Below are 23,521 nucleotides of genomic sequence, written 5' to 3'. Positions count from 1 at the left end.
GCCGTCAGCGGCGGCGCCAGATGCGGTGGTGGCGGGTCGACGGTGACGTCGGGCGGGTCGACTCCCACTTGCGGCGCCACTCGGACGCCTCCGGGCCGCGCGGGGCGCGGCGGCGGTCGGGGGAGTGCATGGACGCCCACCAGCCCTCGTCGTGCTCGACCCACAGGCGGCCGACCTCGTCCTCCAGCCGGGCGTTGAACGTGCCCGTCGACTCCTCCGGGTCGGGGTGGAGCGGCCGGCCGTAGCGCACCGACACGACGGGACGGCCCTTCTTCGGCCAGAACCCGCCGCGCGGCATCGCCTGGTACGTGCCGCGCAGCACCAGCGGGACGGCCGGGATGCCGTTCTCGCGGCACAGCAGCGCGGCGCCCATCCGGAAGCGGCGGGCCCAGCCGTCCGGCGACCGGGTCCCCTCCGGGTAGATGAGCAGGCTCCAGCCGTCCTCGATGAGCTCGGAGGCGAGCTCCAGGGAGCGTTCGACGCCGCGCCGCTCGATCGGGAACGCGTTGAACGTGAGCGCGGTGGCGATCGCGCGCCAGCGGGCGTCGAAGAAGTAGTCGGCCGCCGCGGCGACCGCGACACGGTGACGCACCTGGGCGGGCAGCGACCCGAGGATGAGCGGCGTGTCGAGGTGGCTTGCGTGGTTCGCGACGAACACCGCCGGGCCCTTCACGCCTTCGAGGAGGTCCAGGCCGTGAATCTCGGGTCGCGTCTGGTTCCACGTGACGGTTCTCAGCATGCCGTCGAACACGACCGTCCGGGCGGCCGCGGCGAGCGGTGTCCGTGCCCACTCGGTGGGGAAGGACCGTGCGGGCGGGCCTTCCGTCCACGGCTGGGCGGAGCGCGGCGCGGGGGCGCGGCCGCGCCAGTCGCGCCCGCGCCGCAGCAGCCGGACCTCCTGGACCAGCTTCATGCGCCCCCCGCTCATCGGACGTCCGCCAGCGTCATCGGCGGGGTGTGGAGGTAGGTGAGGCTGGGGCTGCGGCCGACCGACTCGCCCGCCATCTCCAGCGCGTCGGCGAGGCTGCTGGCCGCGCGGAACCCGAGCCGAGACGCGACCTTGCGGTCGGCCCCCACGCAGATGACGTCGCCCAGGTGGGAGAGCGCGTGCGCGCCCCAGTACCACATGTAGAACGGGTGGACGCCGTGGTAGGCGTACGAGTTCCGGTACAGGTGGACGTACCAGGGGTCGGTGGCGTACTGCTCCTCGAACTTCGTCTCGATCGTCGCCGGGTCCGTCGTCTGCGTCAGCACCTCCTCGTAGAAGTCGATGTAGCTGGGGTGGTGCAGCGGATGGAACTCCGACTTCATCGGGTGGTACATGATGAGGGCGCCGCCCTCGCGTACCAGGGGCTTGTTCCGGTACATGTTGAAGTAGTAGCCGAGCCCCAGGCTGTACACGAGGATCGGGTTCATCACCGAGTTGACGTTGTAGGGGCACAGGTACGGCAGGCCCAGCATCAGCACGTCCGACTGGCCGTGCACCTCGGTCATCTGCTGGCGGTGCACCGCCGCGAGCGTCCGCTCGTGGACCTCGTCGGTGGCGCCCGCGTGCACGCCCGTGACCCCGTACGGCGCCCGCATGTTCTGCCACACGCGGTGCCGCGCGCCGGCCGGGGCGATGTCGTTGGCGCGCTTGGCGGCGAGGAACTTCGCCTGGTCCTTCAGCGTCCACTCCCACTCGCGCTTGTTCAGGAACTCGAACGGCGACGGGAACTGGTCGTTGTTGAGGGTGCACTCGATGTGGAAGACCCGCACCGACTCCGACAGCAGCTTGTGCATCCGGTCGTAGGAGTGGTGCATCGCCGAGTTCGGCGGGTCGTTGAACGAGCGCGACTCCCGCAGCGTGTGGACGTTGTGGTGGTGGCGCAGGCTCTTGTACGAGGCGAGCCCCACCGCGACGGACTTCGCGCCGCCGTTCATCGCCACCAGGTTGATGTTCACGTACACCAGCAGGTCGCTCTCGGCGGCCCGCTTGTTGATCTCGACGTCCTCGCCGTGCCGGGTCTGCCCGAGCGCCTTGAGGTCGTCGCGGTCCTCGGCGTCGTGGTTGCGGAGCTTGTCGGGCCAGAAGGAGTCGAAGACCCGCTCCCCGACGATGTGCTTGATCTCCGCGGGCGTCATCCGGCGGTGCAGGGCGTTCCCGGCGATGAGCTCGACGTCGTCGACGCCGGCGGCCGCGGCCATCTCGAGGACCTGCTCGATCACCCGCTGCCGGACGTCGGGCGCCCGCATCGGCGGCAGCGGCAGCGACAGGTCGTCGAACACGATCGTCAGCCGCATGCCCGAGTGCAGCAGTTCCGGCAGCGGCTCGCTGCCGAGGGGGTGCAGCAGCGCCTCGCGGATCCGGCCGTTCACGTCGCGGATGCCGGGCAGCGAGTCCGGCGGGTAGATCACGCGGGTGCCGAGCGGGAACCGCTCCAGCCGGAACCCCTCCCCTTCGTGGACGAGGATCGGGGGGGTCCGCTCGTCCACCTCCAGCACGAGTCCCGGTCTGCTCATCCATCGGCTCCTTCGCGATCGAGGTGGTCGGTGCTGTCGCCGTTGAGCGGAGGCGTGCCGCCGCTCAGCGCGGGGGCGCCGCCGTTCTTGGGGGCCGTGATGTCCCGCGAGGCCGTGCCGTCGTGCATGGACGTGCCGTTGTGGGGAGCGAAGGCGATCTTGACGCTGCCCGAACGTCCGGCGGACAGCGCGTGCGACAGCGCGTCCCGCCAGCGGGTGAGGGGGTAGATGCTGTCGACGAAGCCTTCGAGGCCGTCGTGCGCGGCCAGGTCGATCGCGGCCTGGAAGTCGTCCGCGCCGCGGCTGGCGTAGGAGCCGACGATGTTCAGCTCCCGGAACCAGGCGGGCGTCAGGTCGACGGGCTTGGACGGCATGCCCGACAGCAGCACCGTCCCGCCCGCGCGGACGAGCCGCAGCGCGGTGTCGAGGCCCTCGCCGCCGGTGCACTCGACGACGATGTCGGCGCCGCCGAGCAGGTAGCCGGGGCCGAGTTCGGGACGGACGAGGGACCCGCCGGTGATGCGCCGCAGCCCGCGCAGCGCCGCCGAGGGGTCGATCGTCTCGGTCGCGCCCAGCTCGCGGGCGCGCCGCCGCTGCCCGGCGTGCCGGGCGATGACGGTGATCGGCCCGGCGGCGGTCAGCTCGCGCAGCGCGAGGACGGTCAGCAGCCCGACCGTCCCGGCGCCGACCACGACGATCGACGTGCCGCGGGGGACGTCGATGCGCCGGACGGACCGCACGGCGCACGCGAGCGGCTCCGCCAGCACGGCCCGTTCGGACGGCAGCGACTCCGGCACCCGGTGCAGCTGGCTGCGGTGCGCGACGAGGCGTTCCGACCAGCCGCCCCCGGTGTCGGAGCAGAACCCGGTCTGCAGTCCCGAGGAGATCCGTCCGGCGTTCACGTGGTCGCACCGGTTCTCGTGGCCGTCGGCGCAGGGCGGGCAGGGACCCGTCCCGCGCGCCCGGCACGGCAGCACCGGGTCGATGACCACGCGCGTCCCGGCGGGCATGCCGTCGGTGTCGTCGAGCAGTTCCGCGAGGATCTCGTGGCCGGGCACGAACGGCATCGACGTGAGCGGCCCCAGGTACGGGGACACCTTCCCGGCGGCCATCGCGAGGTCGGATCCGCAGATCCCCGACAGCACGGTCTTCAGCCGCACCCATCCGGGCCCCGGCTTCCCGGGCGGCTGGCGGTGCGACAGTCGCAGCGGGGCGAGCGAGGGGACGGCGGCCGGGCGGAGCCGTCCGGGCAGGCGCGCGGCGGCGAGGTAGCGGGCGGGCGAGCGATGGTACTCCAGCGCCAGGATCATCGCGCCTCCTCCAAGGCCGCGTCGAGCAGGGTGGACACGGCGCCGGTGTCGCCGTCCCAGTCCGCGATCGTCCAGCGCTGCCGCTTGGCGTGCCGGTACAGCCGGGGGTCGGGATTGACGGCGACCGGGTTGCCGACCTGCTCCAGGACGGGGCGGTCGGAGTAGTGGTCCCCGTACGCCCAGCTCCCGGCCAGGTCGACGCCCTCCGCGCGGGCCCAGGAGCGCAGCCAGGCGGCACGCGCCTCCCCGATGAGCGGGGGCCGTTCGAAGTGCCCGGTGTAGTGCCCGTCGACGACGCGGAGCCGGGCGGCCAGGACGTCGTCGAACAGCGTGCGGAGCGGCTCGACGAACACGTCCACGGTCCCGGTGAGCAGGACGGTCCGGTGCCCGGCGGCGCGGTGGCCGCGGATCCGGCGGATCGCCTGCGGCCAGGCCCGGCGCAGCAGCACGTCCGCGAGCCGCTCCCGGGCCAGCGCCCGCAGCTGCTCCTCGTTCGCGCCCTCGTACCGGCGGACGAACTCGCGCAGGAACTCCCCGCGGTCACGGTGCTCCATGCGCATGTACTTGGGCGCCGACTTCAGGACGGGCAGCAGCGTCCCCGGCCAGGTCCGGACGGGGACGTCCAGCAGCCGCGCCCACAGGTGCGCCTCGACCACGTCGGACGCGACGATCGTGCCGTCGAGGTCGAACACGGCCGCGACGTCCCGCCGCTCCTCGAACCGCGCCGGAGGCGGAGCCGGGCGCGACGTCACCGCCGGGCGCGGCTCCGGGTGGTGCGGCGGAGCGAGCCGGAACGCGGCCGTCACCGCGGGGCAGTGCACGTCGCGGAGGTAGTGCGCCCAGTCGATGACCGCGGAGTCGCAGCCCTCGCCGTCCGGCAGCGAACGGTCGAGCGCTAGCGTCCCGGAGTCGGCGTAGACGACCTCGGCCGCGCCGTACGCCCCGTACAGGTCGCGGTAGCGGCGCAGCATCCGGACCTCGCGCCCCTGCTTGTGCAGGTTGCGCTGCCAGCCGCGGGTACGCTCCCCGCTGGGCAGCATCATCAGCGCGCGTTCGGCGACGTCCATCGCGCGCTCCGCCGTGCCCAGCATCTTCTCGGCGCGGCCGTCGCTGAGCAGCGTCACGTCGCGGGGGCGGATCGCGCCGCGCCCGTCGCTCCCGGGCAGCGGATGCTCGGTGAAGTACTCCTGGACGAGTTCGACCAGCCGCTGCAGCGTGAGCGGATTCCGGGCGCCGGACCCGACGTGGTAGTAGGCGGGTTCGCCGGGCTCGGGCGGCGCCGCGGCGGCGGCGATCAGCGCGTTCACCACCATGTCCACGGGGATGATGTCGACGATCCCGTCCGGGATGCCGGCGAGCGCCCGCAGCATCCCCTGCCCGTAGGCGAGGATCAGCGGGTCGGCCATCTTGAAGCCGTCGATCCAGCCGGGGTACGGGTGCCGCAGCGCGCTCTCCACGATCGCCGGGCGGACGATCGACAGCGGCAACTCGCGGGCGGTCTCCTCGGCGGCGCGTTCCCCGAGGGCCTTGGTGAACGTGTAGACGTCGGGCCAGCCGAGGCTCCGGGCGCGCTCGCGCCCGTAGTCGGTCAGCCTGCTGTCGACCTCCTCGCGGCGGCGGCGCTCGGTGTCGGCCGCCACGGCGGTCGGGCCGGCCTTGCCCTGCTCCTTGAGCGCGGCGGCGCGCAGCCGCCCGAGGACCTCGGGCCGCCGCGAGTCGCGCTCGACGGACCGGCGCGCCTCGCCCGCGTACTCCAGCTCGGTGGGCCAGTCGATCGCGTGGTCCAGGGTCGTCTCGGGGACGATCCCCTTCCGCGAGCCCGCGACGTAGGCGGTGGAGACGTGCACGATGTGCGGCGACTTCCCGGAGCCCTCCGCGGCGCGCCGGACCGCCTCGTACAGGTTGGTCGTGCCGACGACGTTGGTGGCGAACGCCTCGTCGATCGGCGGGTCGAACGACACGATGGACGCGCCGTGGATGGCCACGTCCACGTCGTCCGGCAGGTCGGGCACGGACTCGGTGATGTCGGACTCGACGACCCGTACCCGGTCCCGCACGATCGCGCGGGCCTCGTCCTCGCCGACCCGCTCCCGCCACGGCGCGAACACCGGCTTGCCGACCACCTCGTCCAGCCGCTGCTCCGCGGTCACGCCCGGCCGTCCCCGCAGGATCGCCACGATCCGGGTGTCGGGATACCCGGACAGAAGGCGCTCAAGGAGGGCCTGCCCGATGAACCCGGTGACGCCGGTCAGCAGGACGGTGCGCCCGGCGAGACCCAGGCTCCCCCCGCTCATGCGGCACGCTTCCGGTGCCCGGCGGCACCCCAGGCTTCGACGGAGGGCAGGTCGCCGGTGGACGCCTGGGGCGCGGCGGTGGCCTGGAAGGAGACCGACGGGGGAATGCGGTGATCCTGCGTCATGCCCGGAACGCTAGGCACCGAAGGGAAGGGGCGAATCCGTCATCTGACGGGGCTCTTCCCCCGCGCCCGCGCCGGGGGCGACCGTGATGAGGGGGATCTCCGCGATGAGCGTGAACCCGCCGTGGCCGTCCGTGCCCGCCGAGAGGGAGCCGCCGAGCGCGCCGGTGCGGACGGTCAGGTTCGACAGCCCCTTGCCGGTGCCCGGATCGGACCCGGTGTAGGACGGCGGGATGACGCCGTCGTTGCCGACCGTGAGCCGCACGATCCCGCGGTGGACGGTGACCGAGATGTCGCACCGCTCCGGATGCGCGTGCCGCAGGACGTTGGTGACGGATTCTCGCAGCACGGCCGCCAGCGCCCCGTCGGCCGGGGACGACGGCGGCAGGTCGGCGAGGCCGGGCAGGTGTAGCCGGACCTCGGCGCCGGCGGCCGCCAGCGCGGCGCGGGCCGACACCGCCTCGTCCCGCAGCGACAGCGCCCGGTCCTCCTCGGCGACCGTGCTGGCCTCCGCCCTCGACCGCTGGGCCAGCGCCGCGAGCTCGTCCAGTTCCGCCCTGGCCCGCGCCGGGTCGGCGGTGACGAGCCGCCGCGCCAGCTCCGCCTTGACGGTGATCGTCGACAGCCCGAGCCCGAGCAGGTCGTGGACGTCGCGGGAGATCCGCAGCCGCTCGTGCAGCGCCGCCATCCGCGCCAGCCGCTCGCGCGCGACATCGACCTCGCGGGCGAGCTGCGGAAGCCGGAACAGCGCGTACACGACCACGCCGATCTGCACCGAGATGGCGGACGTGTAGAGGTAGAACAGCGCCCCCTGCCACGCCCACAGCGCCGGAACGCACCACGCCGTGATCGTCAGCGAGAACAGGATCCACGCCCACCGCCCGCGCGACACCAGCAGCACCGATCCGGTCGCCAGGCACGCCATCGTCGCCCACTCCGGGCCGAGCAGCGCGTACGGCACGAAGATCAACAGGACCTGCGCGGAGAGCGTCCACCGCCCGCCCCTCGGCCGCCGTCCGCGCAGCACGGTCGAGGAGTGCCGCAGCTGCAGCGCCGAGATCGCGGCCGCCACGACGGCCGCCGCCGCGGTCATCCGCCAGGACCCGTCCGGCCCGTTGTGGACGTACATGACCTGCTGCCAGGCGAAACCCACGGTGACGAAGAGGAGGATCGTCCAGGCGAGGCGCGACTGCGTCACGCGTCCCGGCCGGTGCCCCCGCGGGGACGGGCCCTGGAGCGCGCCGACGATCGACCGGACGTCCGTGGCGGCGCGCCGCGAGGTCCGCGCGACCTCGTCCAGATCGGTGCGCGCCGCGGCGGCGTCGACCGGGAGCCGGTCGCGGGCGCGGCGGCTCACGGTCTCGATCCGGGTGAGCGCGGCCCCCAGCACCGCGCGCAGGCTGCCCGCCGCCTCCAGCCGCTCCCGCGCCGCCGCGGCCGCCGCGAACTGCGCCCGGGTGGCGTGCAGCTCCCGGACGAACCCGGACAGCCGTGTCAGCGCGTACATCGACAGCCCGACGTTCATCGTCGCCATCACGCAGAACGACACGTCCTGCGCGGACCAGCCCTGGTAGTACCGCAGCACACCCTCAGCGGCCAGGACGAGCCCCACCATGAACCACGACAGCGGCGGACGCAGCAGGAGCAGCATCGCGCCGGCGAGGAACCCGCCCACGACGGGGTACCAGTGCGTGCCGAACACGGCGAGCGGCAGCAGCGCCAGCGCGGTCTGCACGGTGAGATGTGTCACGATCACCCAGCGCCGGGGGTGCTGCGAGCGCGGCCCGTACAGGACGAGCAGCCACTGCACCCCGAAGATGCCGATGATCACGATCGTCGCCGACAGCAGCATGTGCGACGGGCCGGTCTCCGCCTGCTTCAGCAGCCGGGTCTGCAGGATCAGCACCAGGTACATGCCGGTGATGACCCTGGCGAACAACGGCGTCCTGCCGGCGAGGCCCCCTCGGCCCGCCGGCTCCTCTCGCCGCCGTACGGCTTCGTTCCATCGCGCTATGTTCACCGGCCCCCCAACGCCGCCTCCTCGGATGATGAAACGGCGGGGGCATACGATCAAGACAAGTAATCGACCGAATGTTTTTTGTGGCGCGGACGCCAGGACTCGCCGGCCGGGCGGACGGGCCGGGCGGGACGCGTCAGGCGGGACGGTCCGCGCCGGCCTCCAGGGCCGGGACGCACCGGTGCAGCTCGGCGCGTGAGGCGACACCGAGCTTCGGGAACGCCTTGTACAGGTGGTACGCGACCGTCCGGTGGCTCAGCCGCAGCCGGGCCGCGATCTGCCGGTTGGTCGCGCCGGTCATCGCCAGCCGCACCACCTGCATCTCCTGCGCGGTCAATCGACCCGGCGGATCGTCCCCGCCGGACCGCACCCCCTGCCCGGCGGCGCGCAGTTCCCCGCGGGCCCGCTCCGCCCACGGCACCGCGCCCAGCCGCTCGAAGATCTCCAGTGCGGCGCCGAGCCGGACCCTCGCCTGTGCGCGGCGCCGCGACCTGCGCAGCCACTCGCCGTACAGCAGCTCCGTGCGGGCACGCTCGAACGGCCGTCCGCCCAGCCGGTGGGAGGCGAGCGCGAGCGCGAAATGCCGCTCCGCCTCCTCGCCCGCGTCGCCGGTGAGCAGCGCCCGGCAGCGCGAGGCGACGCCGTCCGCCCACGGCTGCCGCGCGTTGCGGGCGAACGCCGCCAGCCGCGCCATCGGCTCCTCGCCCGCTCCGGGCCGCCCCGACGCCACGGCGGCCTCCACGGTGTCCGCGAGCGCGAGGATCGCCAGCGGACCGGACGCCGCCACCCGCTGCGCGTCGTGTCCTTCATGCCTGTGCGTGTCCTGCAAATGCTCCAAGGCGTCCTCGGGGCGTCCCAGACCGAGAGCGAGCAGCCCGAGGGCGTCCCCTGCCCGCCCGTCGGCGGACAGGGCGCGGCAGCGGACCTCGTCCCCCTCGACCGCCGCCTGCCGCGCCTGGATCGCCCGCAGCGCGGCGGCCTGTCGGTGCTGCCCCGCCTCCTCGGCGATCTCCAGCGCCTCGCGGGTCAGCGCACGGGCGTCGTCATGCGCGCCGTGGAACAGCCGCGACCACGCCTGGACCCCGAGTCCGCGCGGCACGAGCGAGAGCAGCCCGCGTTCGCGGCACCGCCCGACCAGTCGCGCGGACATCTCCCCGGCGGCCGCGTCGTCGCCTGCCAGCAGCGCGACCTCGGCGCCCAGCAGCCGCAGCCGCTCGTCCGCCTCTCCGCCCATGTCGCCGAGAAGGCGCCCGGCGTCCGCGAGATCACCGTCGAGCGCCGCCGACAGCCCGCGCATGACCGCCGACTCCCGCCACCCCTCATGCCGGTCCCTCGCCTGGACGGCCGTCTCCCGATCCCCGCACGACCAGGCGTGGACGACGGCCTCTTCGAGCATCCGGGTGTGAATCGCCGGATCGTCGCAGCTTCCGGCCCGGTCGAGCAGCAGCCTCCCGGCCGCCTGCGGAACGCCGTGCTCCAGCTCGATACCGGCCCGCACCAGATCGGCGCGCGCCGCCGTCTCCTGACCGGAGTCCGCCCGTACCGCCTCGTCGGCCAGCGCACGCGCCCGGTCGGGACGTCCCCCGGCCAGCTCCCCCTCGGCCGCCGACGCCAGCCGCCGGGCCCGGACCTCCGGGTCCCCCGCGAGCCGGGCGGCGCGCTCGTAGGCGAAGGCCGCGGCCGGGGGGCCGTCCTTGTCCCGGATGTCGCCCGCGGCCGCCTCCAGCTCGGCGGCGACCGCCTCGTCCGTCCCGAGGGCCGCGGCGGCCAGGTGCCGGACCCGCAGGTCCGCGTCGCCCGCGTGCGCGTGCACCTCGGCGAGCGCGCGGTGGACGGCGATCCGCCGCGTGACCGGGACGCCCTGGTACGCGGCGGCCCGCGCCAGCGGATGCCGGAAGCCGATCGCGGCGCGGGTGACGGCCACCAGACCGGCGCTCTCGGCCGCCTCCAGCGCGTCGAACGGCACGCCCAGGCTCCGCGCCGCCCGCACCGCGACGCCCGGCTCCCCGGTGTCGTCCGCGGCCACGACGGCGAGCAGCACCCGCGCCGGCTCGGGCAGGTCGCGGACGGCCCGCTCGAACTCCACCGGGACCTGGGCGGGACGTCCGGCCCCCGCGCCGGCGAACTCGATGAGGGCGAGGGGGTTGCCGCGCGCCTGCTCGACGACGCGGTCACGCCGTCCGGCGGGGACGTGGGGTGCGCGCTCGTCCAGCAGCAGCCGCGCGTCCTCGGCGTCGAGGCCGGTCAGGCGACGTTCGGGAAGGCCCGCCCTGGACCAGGCTGTGGCGTCGTCCCGGGGCGCGATGTCGTCCCGGACCGCGATCAGGAAGACGACGTTCCGTGCGGCGACCCGGCGGGCGGCGAACAGCAGCGCGTCCGCGGACTCCCGGTCGAGCCACTGCGCGTCGTCCACCAGGCACAGGACCGGCGTGTCCGCCCCGGGGCCGCCGAGCAGCGTCAGCAGCGCCAGCCCGACGAGAAGCCTGTCCTCCGCGCGGGGCCGGGCCAGCCCGAGCGCCGCCCTCAGCGCCGCCGCCTGCGGGGCGGGAAGCCGCTCGAACCGGTCCGCACGGTCGCCGAGCACACGGTCGCCGAGCAGAAGATGCAGCGCCGCGAACGGGACCTCGGCCTCCGCCTCTATCCCGCTCCCGCGCAGAACGCGCATCCCGTCCGCGACCTCGTGCGCGTGGTCGAGCAGCGCGGTCTTGCCGATGCCGGCCTCCCCGCGCAGAATCAGGACTCCGCCGCCCGCGCCGCCCCGCGCACGTCCCACGAGCCGGTCGATCTCGGCGACCTCGGCCCCACGCCCGTACAACGCCTGCCGCACCATGCCTCGGAGCGTGTCACCGCACGTCAGCCCTGGCCAGTGCGGTATTCACCGATCCCGATATGAATCGCCCGTGGGTGCGGCCATGCGTTTCTCATACCGCCCCTAAACCCAGGCTTTCCTCACATCCCCACCTTCGTCCGGCCCGTGCCGGGTCGGTTCCTACACCCAGCCGAAGTCGCGGGCGATGCGGACGGCGTCGATCCGGTTGCGGGCGTTGAGCTTGGTGATGCAGCTCGCCAGGTAGTTGCGGACGGTGCCGACCGTCAGGTTGAGCGCCAGCGCGATGTCGTCCACGTCGGCGCCCTCCGCGGCCAGCCGCAGGACCTGCGCCTCCCGCGGCGTGAGGGGGCTCTCCGGCTGGCGCAGCGCCACCAGCGCGAGCTGCGGGTCGACGACCTGCTCGCCGGCCGCGACCCGGCGGATCGCGGCGGCCAGCTCCTCGGGCGGCACGTCCTTGAGGACGAAGCCGTGCGCGTGCGCGTCGAGCGCCCGCCGAAGATCGCCGGGACGCGCGAGCCCGGTGAGGATGAGCACCCGGCACTCCGGAAGGCGTTCGTGCAGTTCGGCTGCGGCGGTGACGCCGTCCACGCCGGGCAGGTCGACGTCCAGGACGGCGACGTCCGGCCGGTGCCGCAGCGCCGCCTGGACGATCGCGTCCCCGCTCTCGATCTCCGCCACGACCTCCAGGTCGGGCTCCAGGTCCAGGAGGCCGGTCAGCGCGCCGCGCAGCAGCGCGACGTCCTCGGCCAGCAGGATCCGGATCGCCCCGGGCACGGTCTCGACCGGCCCCGGGGGCGCGTCACCGTCCAGGCCCGCCATCGCTGATCACGTCCTCCAGATCACCCGTCCGGGGACTTCCGCTGCTCGCGGAAGACAGCCCTGATGAACAGTTCGGTGTGTCGCAGCGCCCTGCCCCTGGCCTCCTGCCGTTCTTCGGGCGCGGCATCGGCGTGCAACCACAGTAACCGTGCTTGGCCGATCGGCCCGAACAGCGCCCAGGCCAGATCGGCGGGACGGCCGAGATCCGGCGGGATCCGGCCGGTGTCGACCCAGTGCTGGAACAGCGGGGCCATCTCGCCCATCGACCGCGCGATCGTGTCGCCCATGGCGACGCTGTGGACCAGGCCGTCCCGGACCATCAGGCTGATGAACAGCCGCCCGCTCGGCGAATCCCAGGCGTCGAGGACGTGCTCGACCAGCGCGCGCAGGTACGCGGCCGGGTCGTCGTCGACCAGTCCCGGGTCCAGGCTCTCCCGCCCGGAGACCAGGCCCTGCGGCCCCAGCGTGGCCACGGCCGCATCGAAGATGTCCTGCTTGCTGGTGAAATGCGCGTAAAGGACGCTCTCGCTGAGACCGACCTCGCGGGCGATCGCGCGGATCGAGGTGCCGGTGTACCCCTTCTGCGCGAAGAGCCGCAGCGCCGCCTCGACGAGCGCGGCCTTGGTGTCCCCGGCCTCCGCCTTGGGCGGGCGTCCGGGACGCCGCCGGACCGGGCCCCCCGACTTCATGGACACCTCTTACCTCCTCGTGGGCTCGTCCCAGTGGCCATCTCACAGGAGAAGCGTGCCGGACGGGCCCGCCGGACGCTCCGGCGGACCCGTCCTTCCCGGCCGCTCCTCACGAACCGGCGGCCGGCTCGGGGACGGCCGCGTGGCCGCGCTGCCGCGCCTTCTTGGGGACCAGCACGAGCGCCAGGCCCGCCACGACCCACAGCGTCAGCACGAGCAGCGGCCCGCCGGTCGCGCTGCCGTCGAAGTAGACGGTGTTGCGCACCGCGCTGATCGCGGCCGACACCGGCAGCCACTCACCGAACGCCGCGTACCACTCTGGGATGAACCGCGGGCCGATCGGGCCGCCGCTCGCCGGGACCCCGATCGGGATCAGCAGCAGCACGGTCAGCCCCGCCGCGGGCGGGCCCCCGACGCGCAGCGCGCCCGCCGTGAACGAGCTCACCGCGAACACCAGCAGGGCGGCGAGCCCCCACAGCTCCCAGGGCGCCCCGGCGAGCGCGCCGGTCAGCCCCGCGGCGACCCAGGCGTTGACCCCGCCCAGCACGACCGAACCCGCGGCCAGCAGCCCGATCCGCCGCCCGGCGCCGGCCTCCGGCACGGCGAACGCGAGCATGACCGCCAGGATCACCGCCGGGATCACCGTGGTGATCACGAGGAACATCGCGGACACCCCGTTGCCGTCGTCGGCCGGAAGCGGCCGGACGTCCGTGACCGTGACCGGCTGCCCGGTGGCCTGCCCGGCCCCCTGGAACGCCTGGGTCAGCACCGCGCTCTGGATCTTCCCCGTCGCGCCCGCGACGATCAGGTCGGCCCCGCCCGGGCCGGGGACGAAGACCGCGTCCACGTCCCGGTCGAGCAGCGCCTCCTGCGCCTTCTCCTCGTTCTCGTACGCGGTGAGGTCGAACGCGCCCTCCGCGCGCTTGTCCATCTGCGTGCCGAGCCGGTCCACCGCGTTCTCCGGACCGACCACCGCGACGGGGACGCCGTGCGGCTCGACATGGTGCAGCGCGCCCAGGAACGATCCCGCGAACACCAGCCCGAGCAGCGCCACCACCACCATCACGGCGATGGGCTTCGCCTTCTCCTGCATCGTTGCCTCCTCGACTCGTCCTGCGCATCAGCTCTCAGACCCAAAAAATGATCGCTCGTTCGATTAATTACCAGACCCGGAACCATGACGCCCGTCACATGGCGGATTCCGCCCGGCCGGAGGCTCCTTAGATTCGGGTGCGCTACCGACTGCAGGAGGCTGCGTGATCTACGGTGTCTTCTCGCTCACGGCCGGGACCGTGCTACGGCTTCTGCTGCGCCCCAAGGTGGAGGGCAAGGCCAACATCCCGGCCGAGGGTCCGTTCATCCTGGCGAGCAACCACCTGTCGTTCGCCGACAGCTTCGCGCTGTCGCCGGTCGTCCGCCGCCGCCTCGTCTACCTCGCCAGGTCGGAGTACTTCGAACTGCCCGGCCGGTTCGGACGGCTGATCCGGTGGGGCCTCTTCGCGCTGGGGAACGTCCCGGTCAGGCGCGGCCCCACCCGTGCCGCCGTCCGCGCTCTGGAGCAGATCGCGGAAGTCCTGCACGCCGGCGGCGGCGTCGCCATCTACCCGGAGGGGAGCCGTTCCCCGGACGGCCGCATCTACCGGGGCCGCACGGGGGTCGCCTGGCTGGCCATGGCCTCCGGCGCCAAGGTCGTCCCCGTCGCCATCGGGGACACCGACCACATCATCCCGCTCGGCACGTGGCGGCCGCGGCTCAGCGTCCGTCCCACGATCCGCATCGGCGAGCCGATGGACTTCACCCGCTACCGCGACCTCCCGCCCGGCCGCGCCCGCCGCGTCATCACCGACGAGGTCATGGACGCCATCTGCAAACTCTCGGACCGCGAAGGGGTCGACGCCTACAACCCCCGCGCCGACGAGGAGTGACCGCCGGCCGCCCGCTCCCGGCCTGACCACGTCCCCCCGCCGGGGCGTTCACGCGGCCCGGGTGCCCCGGCTCAGGTGGGAACGTGGGCGGCGAGGAGCTTCGCGAAGTCGGATTCGAAACGCTCGTAGAGGGTGCGGAGGTCCGGGCCCGGCCAGTCGGGCGGGAGGAGGGCCGCGGGGAGGAGCGGGTCGTTCAGCAGGTGGCGTAGGACGGCTGCGGCCAGCGTGAAGCGTTCGGCGATCGTGGCGGCCTCGGTCAGCGCCGATCGGAGGGCGTGCGCCTTGGTCGTCCAGGCGTCGAGGTCCCAGAGGACGGCGGCCAGGGCGGCGGGGTCGCCTTCCGGGTGCCCGGAGATGAACGTGCACTGGCGGGCGACGATGTCGGGGCGGCGACGGGTCAGGTTGGCGGGACGCAGCCAGGTGCCTTCGCGGAGTTCGGCCAGGCGGAGGACGGACATCGCGTGCCGGAGGGCGGCGCGGTCGGCGGCGGGACGGCGTTCCGCGGTGATCACGGCGATCTCCCAGGCGCCGTCCCAGGGAAGGGGCGGGGGGAGGCGGCTCTCGTCCTGGCGGGCCTGGCGTTCGAGGAGGCGTTCGGTGAGCGCGTACGTGCCGCCTGCCTGGACGAGGTCCCCCGCGGCGACCATGCGGGAGAGCGCGACCCGGATCGTCCCCTCGGCGATGCCGAACAGGTCGCCGACGCGGACGAGGTAGCGGGCCGGGAGCCGGGGCGGGTGGACGCCCAGCAACGTGCTCAGGACCACCGAACGCGCCGTGAGCGGGCGGATCTCCAGATCGCCGGTGCCGGCCGCGCCCGTGTCCGTGTGTGCCGCATCCATGTCTGCTGTGACCTTACCGGGGTTCGAGAGGGGCACCGAGAGGGGATTACAGTCTTCCATCATGTGAAATAGAAGCGTAATATCCCAGGTATGGCGTCCTATCTGACCGAGCCGTTCGACCGGCTCCCGTTCGGCGGCGCGGACAAGGCCCGCCGGTACGCGACCGAGCGCTACCAGGGGGCCGTGGGCCTCAACTGGTACGACTGCGATCCCACGCTGGGGTTCCTGATGCGCCGCCACCTCGGGGACGGGTTCGGCTGGGCCGAGCCGCGGCTGCGGGAGATGGGCGCGCTGATGGGCGGCCCGGTCGCGGAGCGGGCCGAGGAGACCGACCGGAACCCGCCGCGGCTGGAGAAGTACGACCGGTGGGGACGCGACATCAGCGAGGTCGTCATGCCGCCGTCGTTCGAGGCGGCGAGGAGGGACATCGTGGCGACGTCCTTCACACGGCCGGACTTCGCCGCGGAGGCGAAGCGGAACGGCGCCGACCCGGCCGCGATGGGCGTGGCCTGGAGCTACCTGCTGGACCAGGCCGACATCGGCATGGCGTGCGCGCTCGGCACCGGCGGCGACATGGTCGTGGGCCTGACGGAGATGTTCGCCCCCGAGGACGTGAAGGCGCGGGTGCGGGAGCTGTTCGCGGCGGGGGAGATGTCCGGCGAGGCGGCGCAGCTGCTCACCGAGCGCTCGGGCGGGTCCGACCTGGGCGCGCTGGAGTCGACCGCGTCCAGGGAGGGGGATGCGTGGCGGCTCAACGGGTTCAAGTGGTTCGCGTCCAACGCGAACGGGTCGGCGTTCGTGGTGCTGGCCAAGTCGGAGGGCGCCGCCGACGGGGTGCGGGGGATCGCGCCGTTCCTCGTCCTCAAGGAGCGGCGTGACGGGACGCGCAACGGAGTCAGGATCCGGCGGCTCAAGGACAAGCTCGGCACCCGGTCCGTGGCGTCGGCGGAGATCGAGTTCACCGACGCGGAGGCGTTCCTGCTGGCCCCGTCGTCGAGCGCCGGACAGGGCGGCGACGGCAGGGGCCTCGCCCGGATGATGGAGCTGACGAACGGCGCCCGCCTCGGCATCTCGATGATGGGCCTCGGGTGCGCGCGGCGGGCGCTGGTCGAGTCGCTCTGCTACGCGACGGCGCGCGAGGCGTTCGGCGCCCCGCTGGCCGAGCATCCGCTGATGCGCAGGAAGCTCGCCGAACTGATCGTGGAGACCGAGGCCGCCCAGGCGCTCGTGTTCGACGGCTATCTGGGACGTCCGCGGCTGCGCGTCGGCGCGGCACTGATCAAGCTGAGGGCGGCGCGGCTGGGCGTGACGGCCGCGAGCGACGCCATCGAGATCCACGGCGGGAACGGCTACATCGAGCAGTGGCCGGTCGCGCGGATCCTCCGGGACGCGCAGGTCAACCCCATCTGGGAGGGCGGCGACAACGTCCTGTGCCTGGACGTGCGCCGCGCCATCGAGCGGCAGGACGCGCACGAGCCGTTCCTCGACCGGCTCACCGAGGCCGTCCGGCGGGCTCCCGCGGGCGACGACGCCACGGCCGGCCTGGTGAGCGAGCGCATCGGGCATCTCCGGCAGGCCATAGAAGCGTGGCGCGGCCTGGACAGGACCGTCGCCGAAGCGAGGCTCTACCCGCTGGCCCAGTACATGGCCGACGTCTACGCGGCGGCCCTGCTGCTGGAACAGGCCGGATGGGAGCGTGCGGATTCGGGCGCCGATCGCAAGGCGCTCGTCGCGCGCCTCTACGCCCGGACCCATCTAGCGGGCACCGGCCCGCTGCGCGGCATAGACACCCCGGCGGCGGACCTAGAGCGCTTCAAAGACCTCATGGACGGCGCCTTCATCGCCAGCTAGTCCACCGGGGTGCGTTGACTTGCGGCGTGTTGTTGTTATAAGCGCGTCGAAAACAACGACACGCCGCAAGTCAACGAGATGGCGACCCGGTCGACGTTCGTGGGTCGTTGACCGAACTAAATTCGGTCCCGTAGGTTCCTGGGGACGCGTGACGGAGGAGCCCCAGCGATGCCGCTGACCGTGAACGAGGCGGGCCTTGCCCTCGCCGACCCGAAGGCCTACGCCGACGACCGCCGCCTGCACGAGTCGCTCGCGCTGCTGCGCCGCGAGTCGCCGGTGCACCCTGTGGCCGCTCCCGACTACACCCCCTTCTGGGCGATCACCAAGCACGAGGACGTCCTGGAGATCGAGCGCAACCACGAGAGGTTCCTCAACGCACCGCGACCGCTGCTCGGGACCGCGGAGTTCGACGAGCTGAACCGGCAGCGGGCCGAGCAGGGCATCGCGCTGCGCACGCTGATCCACATGGACGATCCCGACCACCGGGTCATCCGGGCGATCGGCGCCGACTGGTTCCGGCCCCGCGCGATGCGGGCCCTCGAACCGCGCGTCAAGGAGCTGGCGAAGCGGTACGTCGACCGGATGGTCGATCTCGGCGGCGAATGCGACTTCGCGCAGGAGGTCGCCGTCCACTTCCCCCTCTACGTGATCCTCTCGCTGCTCGGCCTTCCCGAGAGCGACTTCGACCGCATGCTGAAGCTCACCCAGGAGCTGTTCGGCGGCGATGACGACGAGTTCCAGCGCGGCGCGACCAACGAGGAGAAGCTCCAGGTCCTGCTCGACTTCTTCGCCTACTTCCAGGAGCTGACGGAGTCGCGCCGCAAGAACCCCACCGACGACCTCGCGTCCGCGATCGCCAACGCCAAGGTGGGTTCGGGTGGCGTAATGGGTGGGGTCGGCGAGCCGCTGAACGACTTCGACACGGCCTCCTACTACGTCATCATCGCGACCGCCGGGCACGACACGACCAGCGCGACGATCTCCGGCGGCCTGCGCGCCCTCATCGAGCACCCCGGCCAGCTCGACCGGCTCCGCGCGAAGCCGGAGCTGATGCCGTTCGCCGTGGACGAGATGATCCGCTGGGTCACGCCCGTCAAGGAGTTCATGCGCACCGCCACCGAGGACTACGAGCTGCGCGGCGTCACGATCCGCGAGGGCGACGCGGTGCTGCTGTCCTACCCGTCGGCCAACCGCGACGAGGACGTCTTCGACGACCCGTTCGGGTTCGACGTCGGACGCGACCCGAACAAGCACCTGGCGTTCGGCTTCGGCGTCCACTACTGCCTGGGCGCGGCGCTGGCGCGCATCGAGGTCCGCGCGTTCTTCGAGGAACTGCTGCCCCGGCTCGGCTCGGTCGAGCTCGCCGGGACACCGGAGAACACCGCCACCACGTTCGTCGGCGGCCTCAAGCGCCTGCCGATCCGCTACTCCCTGACCTGACCGGGCCCCGGACCCGCCGACGCCCTGGAACACCTGGATTGAGGAGAAGCCGGTGCAGACCAACGCCGCGGTGCTGCGCGCCGCAGACGCGCCCTACATGATCGAGCCGCTCGACCTGGCGGACCCCGGCCCCGGCGAGATCCTGGTGCGGGTCGCGGGCGCCGGCATGTGCCACACCGACCTGCTCGGACGGGTCCCGGGCGACCTGGTCGCCAAGCCGGTCGTCCTCGGCCACGAGGGCTCCGGCGTGGTCGAGGCGGTCGGCCCCGGCGTCACCGGCGTCACCGGGGGCGACCATGTGGTCATGTCGTTCGACTCGTGCGGGATCTGCGAGAACTGCCGTGCGGGCGTCCCCGGCGCCTGCCCGCAGATGATGGCGCTCAACATGCTCGCCATGCCGCTCGACGGGACGCCGCGCGCCACGACCGGCGACGGCGAGGCCGTCCACACCCGCTGGTTCGGGCAGTCGTCGTTCGCCGGCCACGCGATCGGCACCGTCCACAACGTCGTCCCGGTGGACCGGGACGTCCCGATCGAGCAGCTCGGACCGCTCGGCTGCGGCGTCCAGACCGGCGCCGCGTCCGTGCTGATCTCGCTCGGCGTCGGCGCCGGCGACAGCATCGCGATCTTCGGCGCGGGCGCGGTCGGCCTGTCCGCCGTGATGGCCGCGCGCGTCGCGGGCGCGACCACGATCGTCGCCGTCGACCTGCACGAGTCGCGGCTCGACCTGGCCCGCGACCTCGGCGCCACCCACGTGCTGAACGGCGCGGACGACGACATCGCCGGTCAGATCCGGGCGATCTCCGGCGGCGAGGGGGTCCAGTACTCGTTCGACTCCACCGCCGTCCCGGAGGTCGTCGCGACGGCCGTCGCGTCCCTGCGCACCACCGGCGTCTGCGGGCTCGTCGGCGTCGGCGCCGCCGAGTACACGCTCGACGCGAACCTCCTGCTCATGGGGCGGACGGTCAAGGGCATCATCGAGGGCGACGCCGTCCCGCAGACGTTCATCCCGAGGATGATCGAGCTGTGGCGGCAGGGCCGGTTCCCCTTCGACCGGCTGATCACGTCCTATCCGCTCGACCAGATCAACCAGGCGGAGGCGGACACCCAGTCCGGCAAGGTCGTCAAACCGGTGCTGATCCCGTAGACGCCGCGCCCTTAGACGACGCGGTGGAGGAGGTCGTCGCCGCGCATGAGGCGGCGGCAGTTCTCCGCCGCGACCGCGAAGTACCGGTCCCAGGTCTCGCCGGTCAGCCACGCCACGTGCGGCATCACCGCGACGCTGTCGAGGGCGAGCAGCGGGTTGCCCGCGTCCACCGGCTCCTCCTCGAAGACGTCCAGCCCCGCGCCGCCCAGGCGCCCCGACTCCAGCGCCGCCACCAGCGCCGACTCGTCGATGACCGCGCCGCGCGCCGTGTTCACCACGATCGCGCCCTCCGGGAGCAGCGCGAGCCGCTCCGCGTCGAGCAGGTGGTGGGTCTCGTCCGTCAGCGGGACGTGCACCGACACGATGTCGCTCTCCCGCAGCAGCGCGTCCAGCTCCCGCCAGGCGGGGTCGCCGGGCCGCGCGGTCCGGGACGTGTACCGCACGGTCGCGCCGACCGCCTCCAGCATCCCGCGCAGCAGCCCCGCGATCCGGCCGCCGCCGAGGAGGCCGACCGTCCGTCCCGCCAGCTCCCCGCCGACCAGCGAGCGGTCGGCGGGCCAACCCTCGCCGCGCCGCGTCCGCGCGTCGAACGGGACGACCCTCCGCAACGCCGCCAGCATCAGCAGCAGGCTCGTCTCCGCGACGGCCTGCGCGTTCTGGCCGGGCATGTTCGCCACCGCGATCCCGCGCTCCTCGGCGGCGCCCAGATCGATCGTGTTCACGCCCGTGCCGAGCTTCTGGACCAGCCGCAGCTTCGGCGCCCGGTCCATGTCCTCGGCGGTGAGGGGACGCAGCACATGCCAGAGGACCTCGGTGTCCGGGAGCAGCTCCGCGAACCGTTCGTCGTCCTGCTCCGAACAGCTCACGATGTCCAGGCCGGCCTCCTCATGGTCCATGTCGTAGTGCAGCAACACCCGCATGCCGTCCCCTTTCCGTTCACTGGATTATCGTGCCGACCATGACGGAGCCGATGGTGACCCCCGGTGAGCAGCGCCATGTGGCCTGAACTCCCGATCGTGCAGGCGCCGATGGCGGGCGGGCCCTCCACGCCGGAGCTGGCCGCCGCCGTGTCGGACGCGGGCGGCCTCGGCTTCCTCGCCGCCGGCTACAAGACCGTCGAGGCCATGCGCGCCGACATCGCCGCGACGCGGCGGCTGACGTCGCGCCCGTTCGGGATGAACCTCTTCATGCCGTCGCTGGACGACATCGACCCGGCCGCCGTCGCCGCCTACCGCGACCGCCTGGCCCCCGAAGCCGAACGCCTCGGCGTCCCCGTGGGCGTCCCGTCCGCCCGCGACGACGCCTTCGACGCCAAGATCACCGACCTCCTGGCCGACCCGCCGCCCTTCGTGAGCTTCACCTTCGGCTGCCCCGGCGACGGCGTCATCCGCGCCTTCCAGGAGCGCGGCACCGTCGTGATCGTCACCGTGACCACCGCCGGCGAGGCGCGCCGGGCGTCCGCCGCCGACGCGCTCTGCGTGCAGGGGTCCGAGGCCGGCGGGCATCGCGGCTCGTTCGCCGACACGGTCGACGAGCCCGTGCCGCTGCGCCGCCTGCTCCGGGACGTCCGCGCCGTCACCGCGCAACCGCTGATCGCCGCCGGCGGCCTCGCCACCGCGTCCGGCGTCGCCGAGATCCTGGATCTGGGCGCCGTCGCCGCCCAGATCGGTACGGCGTTCGTCCGCTGCCCCGAGAGCGGCGCGAGCCCCGTCCACAAGGCGGCGCTGGCCGACCCCCGCTTCACCTCGACCGCGATGACCAGGGCGTTCAGCGGACGACCCGCCCGCGGCCTGGTCAACCGCTTCCTCACCGAGCACTCTGCGCACGCCCCGGCCGCTTACCCCGACGTCCACTACGTCACCGCGCCGCTGCGCAAGGCGTCGGCGGCCCAGGGCGACCCGGAGGGCGTCAACCTGTGGGCAGGCGAGTCCTACCGGTCGGCCACGGAAACCCCTGCCGCCCAGCTCGTCACCCACCTTGCCGGACGCCCCTTCGGTGCCGCGCCCCCGCAACCGCCCGCGTAGCCGTCCGGCGGCGGGCTTGACCTTCACGCCGGTGTCAAGGGATAGCGTCGCAAGCGGCCGCGGAGCGAGGAGGAGCCGGATGCGGATCGGCGAACTGGCCGCACGGGCGGGGGTGAGTACCCGCACGCTGCGCTACTACGAGGAGCAGGGTCTCCTTCCGGCGCGGCGCGCGGCAAACGGCTACCGGCAGTACGAGGAGTCCGACCTGCGGCTCGTCGCGGAGATCCGTTCCCTGCTGGCGACCGGGTTCACGCTGGAGGACGCCCGCCCGTTCGTCGACTGCCTGCGCGCGGGACACGAGGACGGCGCCGCATGCCCGGAATCGGTCGCGGTCTACCAGCGCAGGCTCGCCGAGATCGACACCGAGATACGCACCCTGATCCGCCGTCGCGCCGACGTGGCCGGTCAACTCGCGCGGGCCTGTCCGGGCTGCGTGCTGTCACCGGAGGGGACGAATGATCACGCTGACGACCGAGAACTTCGACGAGCAGGTCCTCAACGCCGACAAGCCGGTACTGGTCGAATTCTGGGCGGACTGGTGCCCTCCCTGCAAGATGATCGCGCCGATCCTTGAGCAGATCGAGGCCGAGCACGGCGACCGGCTGACGGTCGCGAAGCTCAACGGCGACGACCACCCGGAGATCGTGGCGCGGTACGGCGTCATGGGGTTCCCCACGCTCAACCTCTACCGGGACGGTGAAGTCGTCCGGCAGATCGTCGGCGCGAAGCCCAAGCGCCTCCTCCTCGCCGACCTCGACGGCCACTTCTGAAACCGTCGGCCGGACCGCATGACCCGACCGCCGGCGTCCCACGCGCCTCGCCCGAACGATCTATTCTGGGCGGCGGGAGGCCTTCGTGCGGACGCTGTTGAACCTACTGTGGCTGGTGCTGGCGGGATTCTGGCTGGCCGTGAGCTACGTGCTCGCCGGGATCGTGTGCTGCATCCTCATCATCACGATCCCGTTCGGCATCGCCTCGTTCCGCATCGCGGGATTCGCGCTGTGGCCGTTCGGCCGGACGACCGTCCCGAGAAGGGACGCGGGCGCGGGCTCCCTCCTGGGAAACGTCATCTGGATCATCGTCGCCGGGTGGTGGCTCGCCCTCGGACATCTGTTCACCGGGACCCTGCTCTGCATCACGATCATCGGCATCCCGTTCGGCATCGCCAACTTCAAGCTGATCCCGGTGTCACTGGCGCCCCTGGGCCGGGAGATCGTGCCGAGCGGAGACCGTTCGTCCTTCTGACGTCCCGCTGCTCGGACGGGGGTCAGCAGGTCGAGTGGAAGAGGCCGCCTACAGGGGTGGTCTCGGCGAGGGTGTTGTAGAGGGCTACGGCTGCGGTCGTCTCCTCCACGTGCACGGCGACTTCGTGGTCTGCCAAGAGCTCCAGGGTCTCGGGCATGGTCTGGAGGCGCAGTTCCATGCCGCGGCTCAGCACGATCACCGTGCTGCCGTGGTCGAGGAGTTCCCGGACGTCGGCGGGCTGGATGCCGGGGGAGTGCCGGGTGCCGTGCTCGGACCAGTCCCAGGGGCGGCCGCCGCCGGGGAAGAGCTTGAAATCCTTGCCGGGGGCCAGGCCCTCGACTTCCATGCGGCCCCAAGAGATGTGGGTGATCCGGGGTGATGCGGCCATGGGGGCTCCTCAGGAGGTCCAGGGGCGGCCGGTGAGGCGTTCGTAGACGTCGATGTAGCGTGCGCGGGTGGCGTCTACG

Annotated in this window: 21 protein-coding genes; 8 read left to right on the top strand and 13 right to left on the bottom strand. The window is 73.1% G+C overall.

Annotated elements, in window-relative coordinates; genetic code table 11:
- Positions 1–4 precede the first annotated feature (4 nt).
- The 10 genes from E1281_RS02220 to E1281_RS02180 form a co-directional block, all read right to left on the bottom strand.
- Positions 5–928 carry a lysophospholipid acyltransferase family protein gene (locus tag E1281_RS02220; RefSeq protein ID WP_207943051.1) on the bottom strand — a complete coding sequence of 308 codons (924 nt, stop codon included), beginning with the start codon at positions 926–928 and terminating at the stop codon, positions 5–7.
- Positions 925–2,502 (bottom strand): lactate racemase domain-containing protein, encoded by a 1,578-nt coding sequence (locus tag E1281_RS02215; protein ID WP_207943050.1) that lies wholly within the window; start codon positions 2,500–2,502, stop codon positions 925–927. Before E1281_RS02215 ends, E1281_RS02220 begins: the two co-directional genes overlap by 4 nt.
- Complete coding sequence (locus E1281_RS02210) at positions 2,499–3,812, bottom strand: zinc-binding dehydrogenase (RefSeq protein ID WP_131875411.1); 1,314 nt, start codon at positions 3,810–3,812, stop codon at positions 2,499–2,501. Before E1281_RS02210 ends, E1281_RS02215 begins: the two co-directional genes overlap by 4 nt.
- Positions 3,809–6,106, bottom strand: coding sequence for an HAD-IB family hydrolase (locus E1281_RS02205; protein WP_131875410.1), 2,298 nt, complete (start codon positions 6,104–6,106; stop codon positions 3,809–3,811). Before E1281_RS02205 ends, E1281_RS02210 begins: the two co-directional genes overlap by 4 nt.
- Positions 6,103–6,231: a hypothetical protein gene (locus E1281_RS42495; protein ID WP_279433580.1), complete on the bottom strand. Its 129-nt coding sequence runs from the start codon at positions 6,229–6,231 to the stop codon at positions 6,103–6,105. Before E1281_RS42495 ends, E1281_RS02205 begins: the two co-directional genes overlap by 4 nt.
- A gap of 10 nt (positions 6,232–6,241) precedes the next feature.
- Positions 6,242–8,167 carry a histidine kinase gene (locus E1281_RS02200; protein ID WP_131875409.1) on the bottom strand — a complete coding sequence of 642 codons (1,926 nt, stop codon included), beginning with the start codon at positions 8,165–8,167 and terminating at the stop codon, positions 6,242–6,244.
- Between the two features lie 214 nt (positions 8,168–8,381).
- Positions 8,382–11,075 carry a LuxR family transcriptional regulator gene (locus E1281_RS02195; RefSeq protein WP_131875408.1) on the bottom strand — a complete coding sequence of 898 codons (2,694 nt, stop codon included), beginning with the start codon at positions 11,073–11,075 and terminating at the stop codon, positions 8,382–8,384.
- A 159-nt stretch (positions 11,076–11,234) separates the two neighbouring features.
- Entirely contained in the window at positions 11,235–11,894 is a 660-nt protein-coding gene (locus tag E1281_RS02190) for a response regulator transcription factor (RefSeq protein ID WP_131875407.1), read from the bottom strand.
- Between the two features lie 20 nt (positions 11,895–11,914).
- Complete coding sequence (locus E1281_RS42490) at positions 11,915–12,583, bottom strand: TetR/AcrR family transcriptional regulator (RefSeq protein ID WP_131875449.1); 669 nt, start codon at positions 12,581–12,583, stop codon at positions 11,915–11,917.
- 109 nt (positions 12,584–12,692) lie between these two features.
- Positions 12,693–13,676, bottom strand: a complete 984-nt coding sequence (locus tag E1281_RS02180; protein WP_131875406.1) for an ABC transporter permease — start codon at positions 13,674–13,676, stop codon at positions 12,693–12,695.
- A 163-nt stretch (positions 13,677–13,839) separates the two neighbouring features.
- Here E1281_RS02180 and E1281_RS02175 point away from each other — a divergent pair, with 163 nt between their 5' ends.
- On the top strand, positions 13,840–14,508 hold the full coding sequence (locus tag E1281_RS02175; RefSeq protein WP_131875405.1) for a lysophospholipid acyltransferase family protein: 669 nt from the start codon (positions 13,840–13,842) through the stop codon (positions 14,506–14,508).
- A gap of 71 nt (positions 14,509–14,579) precedes the next feature.
- On the opposite strand, the gene E1281_RS02170 is transcribed toward E1281_RS02175, so the two are convergent.
- On the bottom strand, positions 14,580–15,347 hold the full coding sequence (locus tag E1281_RS02170; RefSeq protein WP_131875404.1) for a PaaX family transcriptional regulator C-terminal domain-containing protein: 768 nt from the start codon (positions 15,345–15,347) through the stop codon (positions 14,580–14,582).
- Between the two features lie 90 nt (positions 15,348–15,437).
- Here E1281_RS02170 and E1281_RS02165 point away from each other — a divergent pair, with 90 nt between their 5' ends.
- From E1281_RS02165 to E1281_RS02155, 3 genes are all read left to right on the top strand, one after another.
- The gene (locus E1281_RS02165; RefSeq protein ID WP_131875403.1) at positions 15,438–17,198 is read left to right on the top strand and encodes an acyl-CoA dehydrogenase family protein; all 1,761 of its coding nucleotides are present in this window, start codon (positions 15,438–15,440) and stop codon (positions 17,196–17,198) included.
- Between the two features lie 168 nt (positions 17,199–17,366).
- Positions 17,367–18,638, top strand: a complete 1,272-nt coding sequence (locus E1281_RS02160) for a cytochrome P450 (protein ID WP_131875402.1) — start codon at positions 17,367–17,369, stop codon at positions 18,636–18,638.
- Positions 18,639–18,690: 52 nt separating this feature from the next.
- A complete protein-coding gene (locus E1281_RS02155; protein WP_131875401.1) occupies positions 18,691–19,785 on the top strand; it encodes an NAD(P)-dependent alcohol dehydrogenase in 1,095 nt (364 codons plus the stop codon).
- Between the two features lie 11 nt (positions 19,786–19,796).
- Here E1281_RS02155 and E1281_RS02150 read toward each other — a convergent pair whose 3' ends face one another.
- Positions 19,797–20,705, bottom strand: a complete 909-nt coding sequence (locus tag E1281_RS02150) for an NAD(P)-dependent oxidoreductase (protein WP_131875400.1) — start codon at positions 20,703–20,705, stop codon at positions 19,797–19,799.
- 63 nt (positions 20,706–20,768) lie between these two features.
- On the opposite strand from E1281_RS02150, the gene E1281_RS02145 reads away from it, so the two are divergent.
- From E1281_RS02145 to E1281_RS02130, 4 genes are all read left to right on the top strand, one after another.
- Positions 20,769–21,809, top strand: a complete 1,041-nt coding sequence (locus E1281_RS02145) for a nitronate monooxygenase (protein WP_243716492.1) — start codon at positions 20,769–20,771, stop codon at positions 21,807–21,809.
- Between the two features lie 79 nt (positions 21,810–21,888).
- Complete coding sequence (locus E1281_RS42485) at positions 21,889–22,383, top strand: MerR family transcriptional regulator (protein WP_131875399.1); 495 nt, start codon at positions 21,889–21,891, stop codon at positions 22,381–22,383.
- Complete coding sequence (trxA, locus tag E1281_RS02135; protein ID WP_131875398.1) at positions 22,265–22,579, top strand: thioredoxin; 315 nt, start codon at positions 22,265–22,267, stop codon at positions 22,577–22,579. Before E1281_RS42485 ends, trxA begins: the two co-directional genes overlap by 119 nt.
- Before the next feature lie 85 nt (positions 22,580–22,664).
- Positions 22,665–23,054 (top strand): YccF domain-containing protein, encoded by a 390-nt coding sequence (locus E1281_RS02130; protein WP_131875397.1) that lies wholly within the window; start codon positions 22,665–22,667, stop codon positions 23,052–23,054.
- Between the two features lie 22 nt (positions 23,055–23,076).
- Here E1281_RS02130 and E1281_RS02125 read toward each other — a convergent pair whose 3' ends face one another.
- Entirely contained in the window at positions 23,077–23,442 is a 366-nt protein-coding gene (locus E1281_RS02125; protein WP_131875396.1) for an MTH938/NDUFAF3 family protein, read from the bottom strand.
- Between the last annotated feature and the right edge of the window lie 79 nt (positions 23,443–23,521).

This window comes from Actinomadura sp. KC345 (assembly GCF_004348515.1).
Taxonomy (GTDB): Bacteria; Actinomycetota; Actinomycetes; order Streptosporangiales; family Streptosporangiaceae; genus Spirillospora.
The sequence above is the reverse complement of the archived record's forward strand: the minus strand, read 5'-3'. Positions and strand labels throughout refer to the sequence as shown.

Excerpts from the sequence above, each read along its gene's own strand:
- E1281_RS02220 (WP_207943051.1), bottom strand. The coding sequence starts at position 928 with ATGAGCGGGGGGCGCATGAAGCTGGTCCAGGAGGTCCGGCTGCTGCGG.
- E1281_RS02215 (WP_207943050.1), bottom strand. The coding sequence starts at position 2,502 with ATGAGCAGACCGGGACTCGTGCTGGAGGTGGACGAGCGGACCCCCCCG.
- E1281_RS02210 (WP_131875411.1), bottom strand. The coding sequence starts at position 3,812 with ATGATCCTGGCGCTGGAGTACCATCGCTCGCCCGCCCGCTACCTCGCC.
- E1281_RS02205 (WP_131875410.1), bottom strand. The coding sequence starts at position 6,106 with ATGAGCGGGGGGAGCCTGGGTCTCGCCGGGCGCACCGTCCTGCTGACC.
- E1281_RS42495 (WP_279433580.1), bottom strand. The coding sequence starts at position 6,231 with ATGACGCAGGATCACCGCATTCCCCCGTCGGTCTCCTTCCAGGCCACC.
- E1281_RS02195 (WP_131875408.1), bottom strand. The coding sequence starts at position 11,075 with ATGGTGCGGCAGGCGTTGTACGGGCGTGGGGCCGAGGTCGCCGAGATC.
- E1281_RS02190 (WP_131875407.1), bottom strand. The coding sequence starts at position 11,894 with ATGGCGGGCCTGGACGGTGACGCGCCCCCGGGGCCGGTCGAGACCGTG.
- E1281_RS42490 (WP_131875449.1), bottom strand. The coding sequence starts at position 12,583 with ATGAAGTCGGGGGGCCCGGTCCGGCGGCGTCCCGGACGCCCGCCCAAG.
- E1281_RS02180 (WP_131875406.1), bottom strand. The coding sequence starts at position 13,676 with ATGCAGGAGAAGGCGAAGCCCATCGCCGTGATGGTGGTGGTGGCGCTG.
- E1281_RS02170 (WP_131875404.1), bottom strand. The coding sequence starts at position 15,347 with ATGGATGCGGCACACACGGACACGGGCGCGGCCGGCACCGGCGATCTG.
- E1281_RS02165 (WP_131875403.1), top strand. The coding sequence starts at position 15,438 with ATGGCGTCCTATCTGACCGAGCCGTTCGACCGGCTCCCGTTCGGCGGC.
- E1281_RS02160 (WP_131875402.1), top strand. The coding sequence starts at position 17,367 with ATGCCGCTGACCGTGAACGAGGCGGGCCTTGCCCTCGCCGACCCGAAG.
- E1281_RS02150 (WP_131875400.1), bottom strand. The coding sequence starts at position 20,705 with ATGCGGGTGTTGCTGCACTACGACATGGACCATGAGGAGGCCGGCCTG.
- E1281_RS42485 (WP_131875399.1), top strand. The coding sequence starts at position 21,889 with ATGCGGATCGGCGAACTGGCCGCACGGGCGGGGGTGAGTACCCGCACG.
- trxA (WP_131875398.1), top strand. The coding sequence starts at position 22,265 with ATGATCACGCTGACGACCGAGAACTTCGACGAGCAGGTCCTCAACGCC.
- E1281_RS02125 (WP_131875396.1), bottom strand. The coding sequence starts at position 23,442 with ATGGCCGCATCACCCCGGATCACCCACATCTCTTGGGGCCGCATGGAA.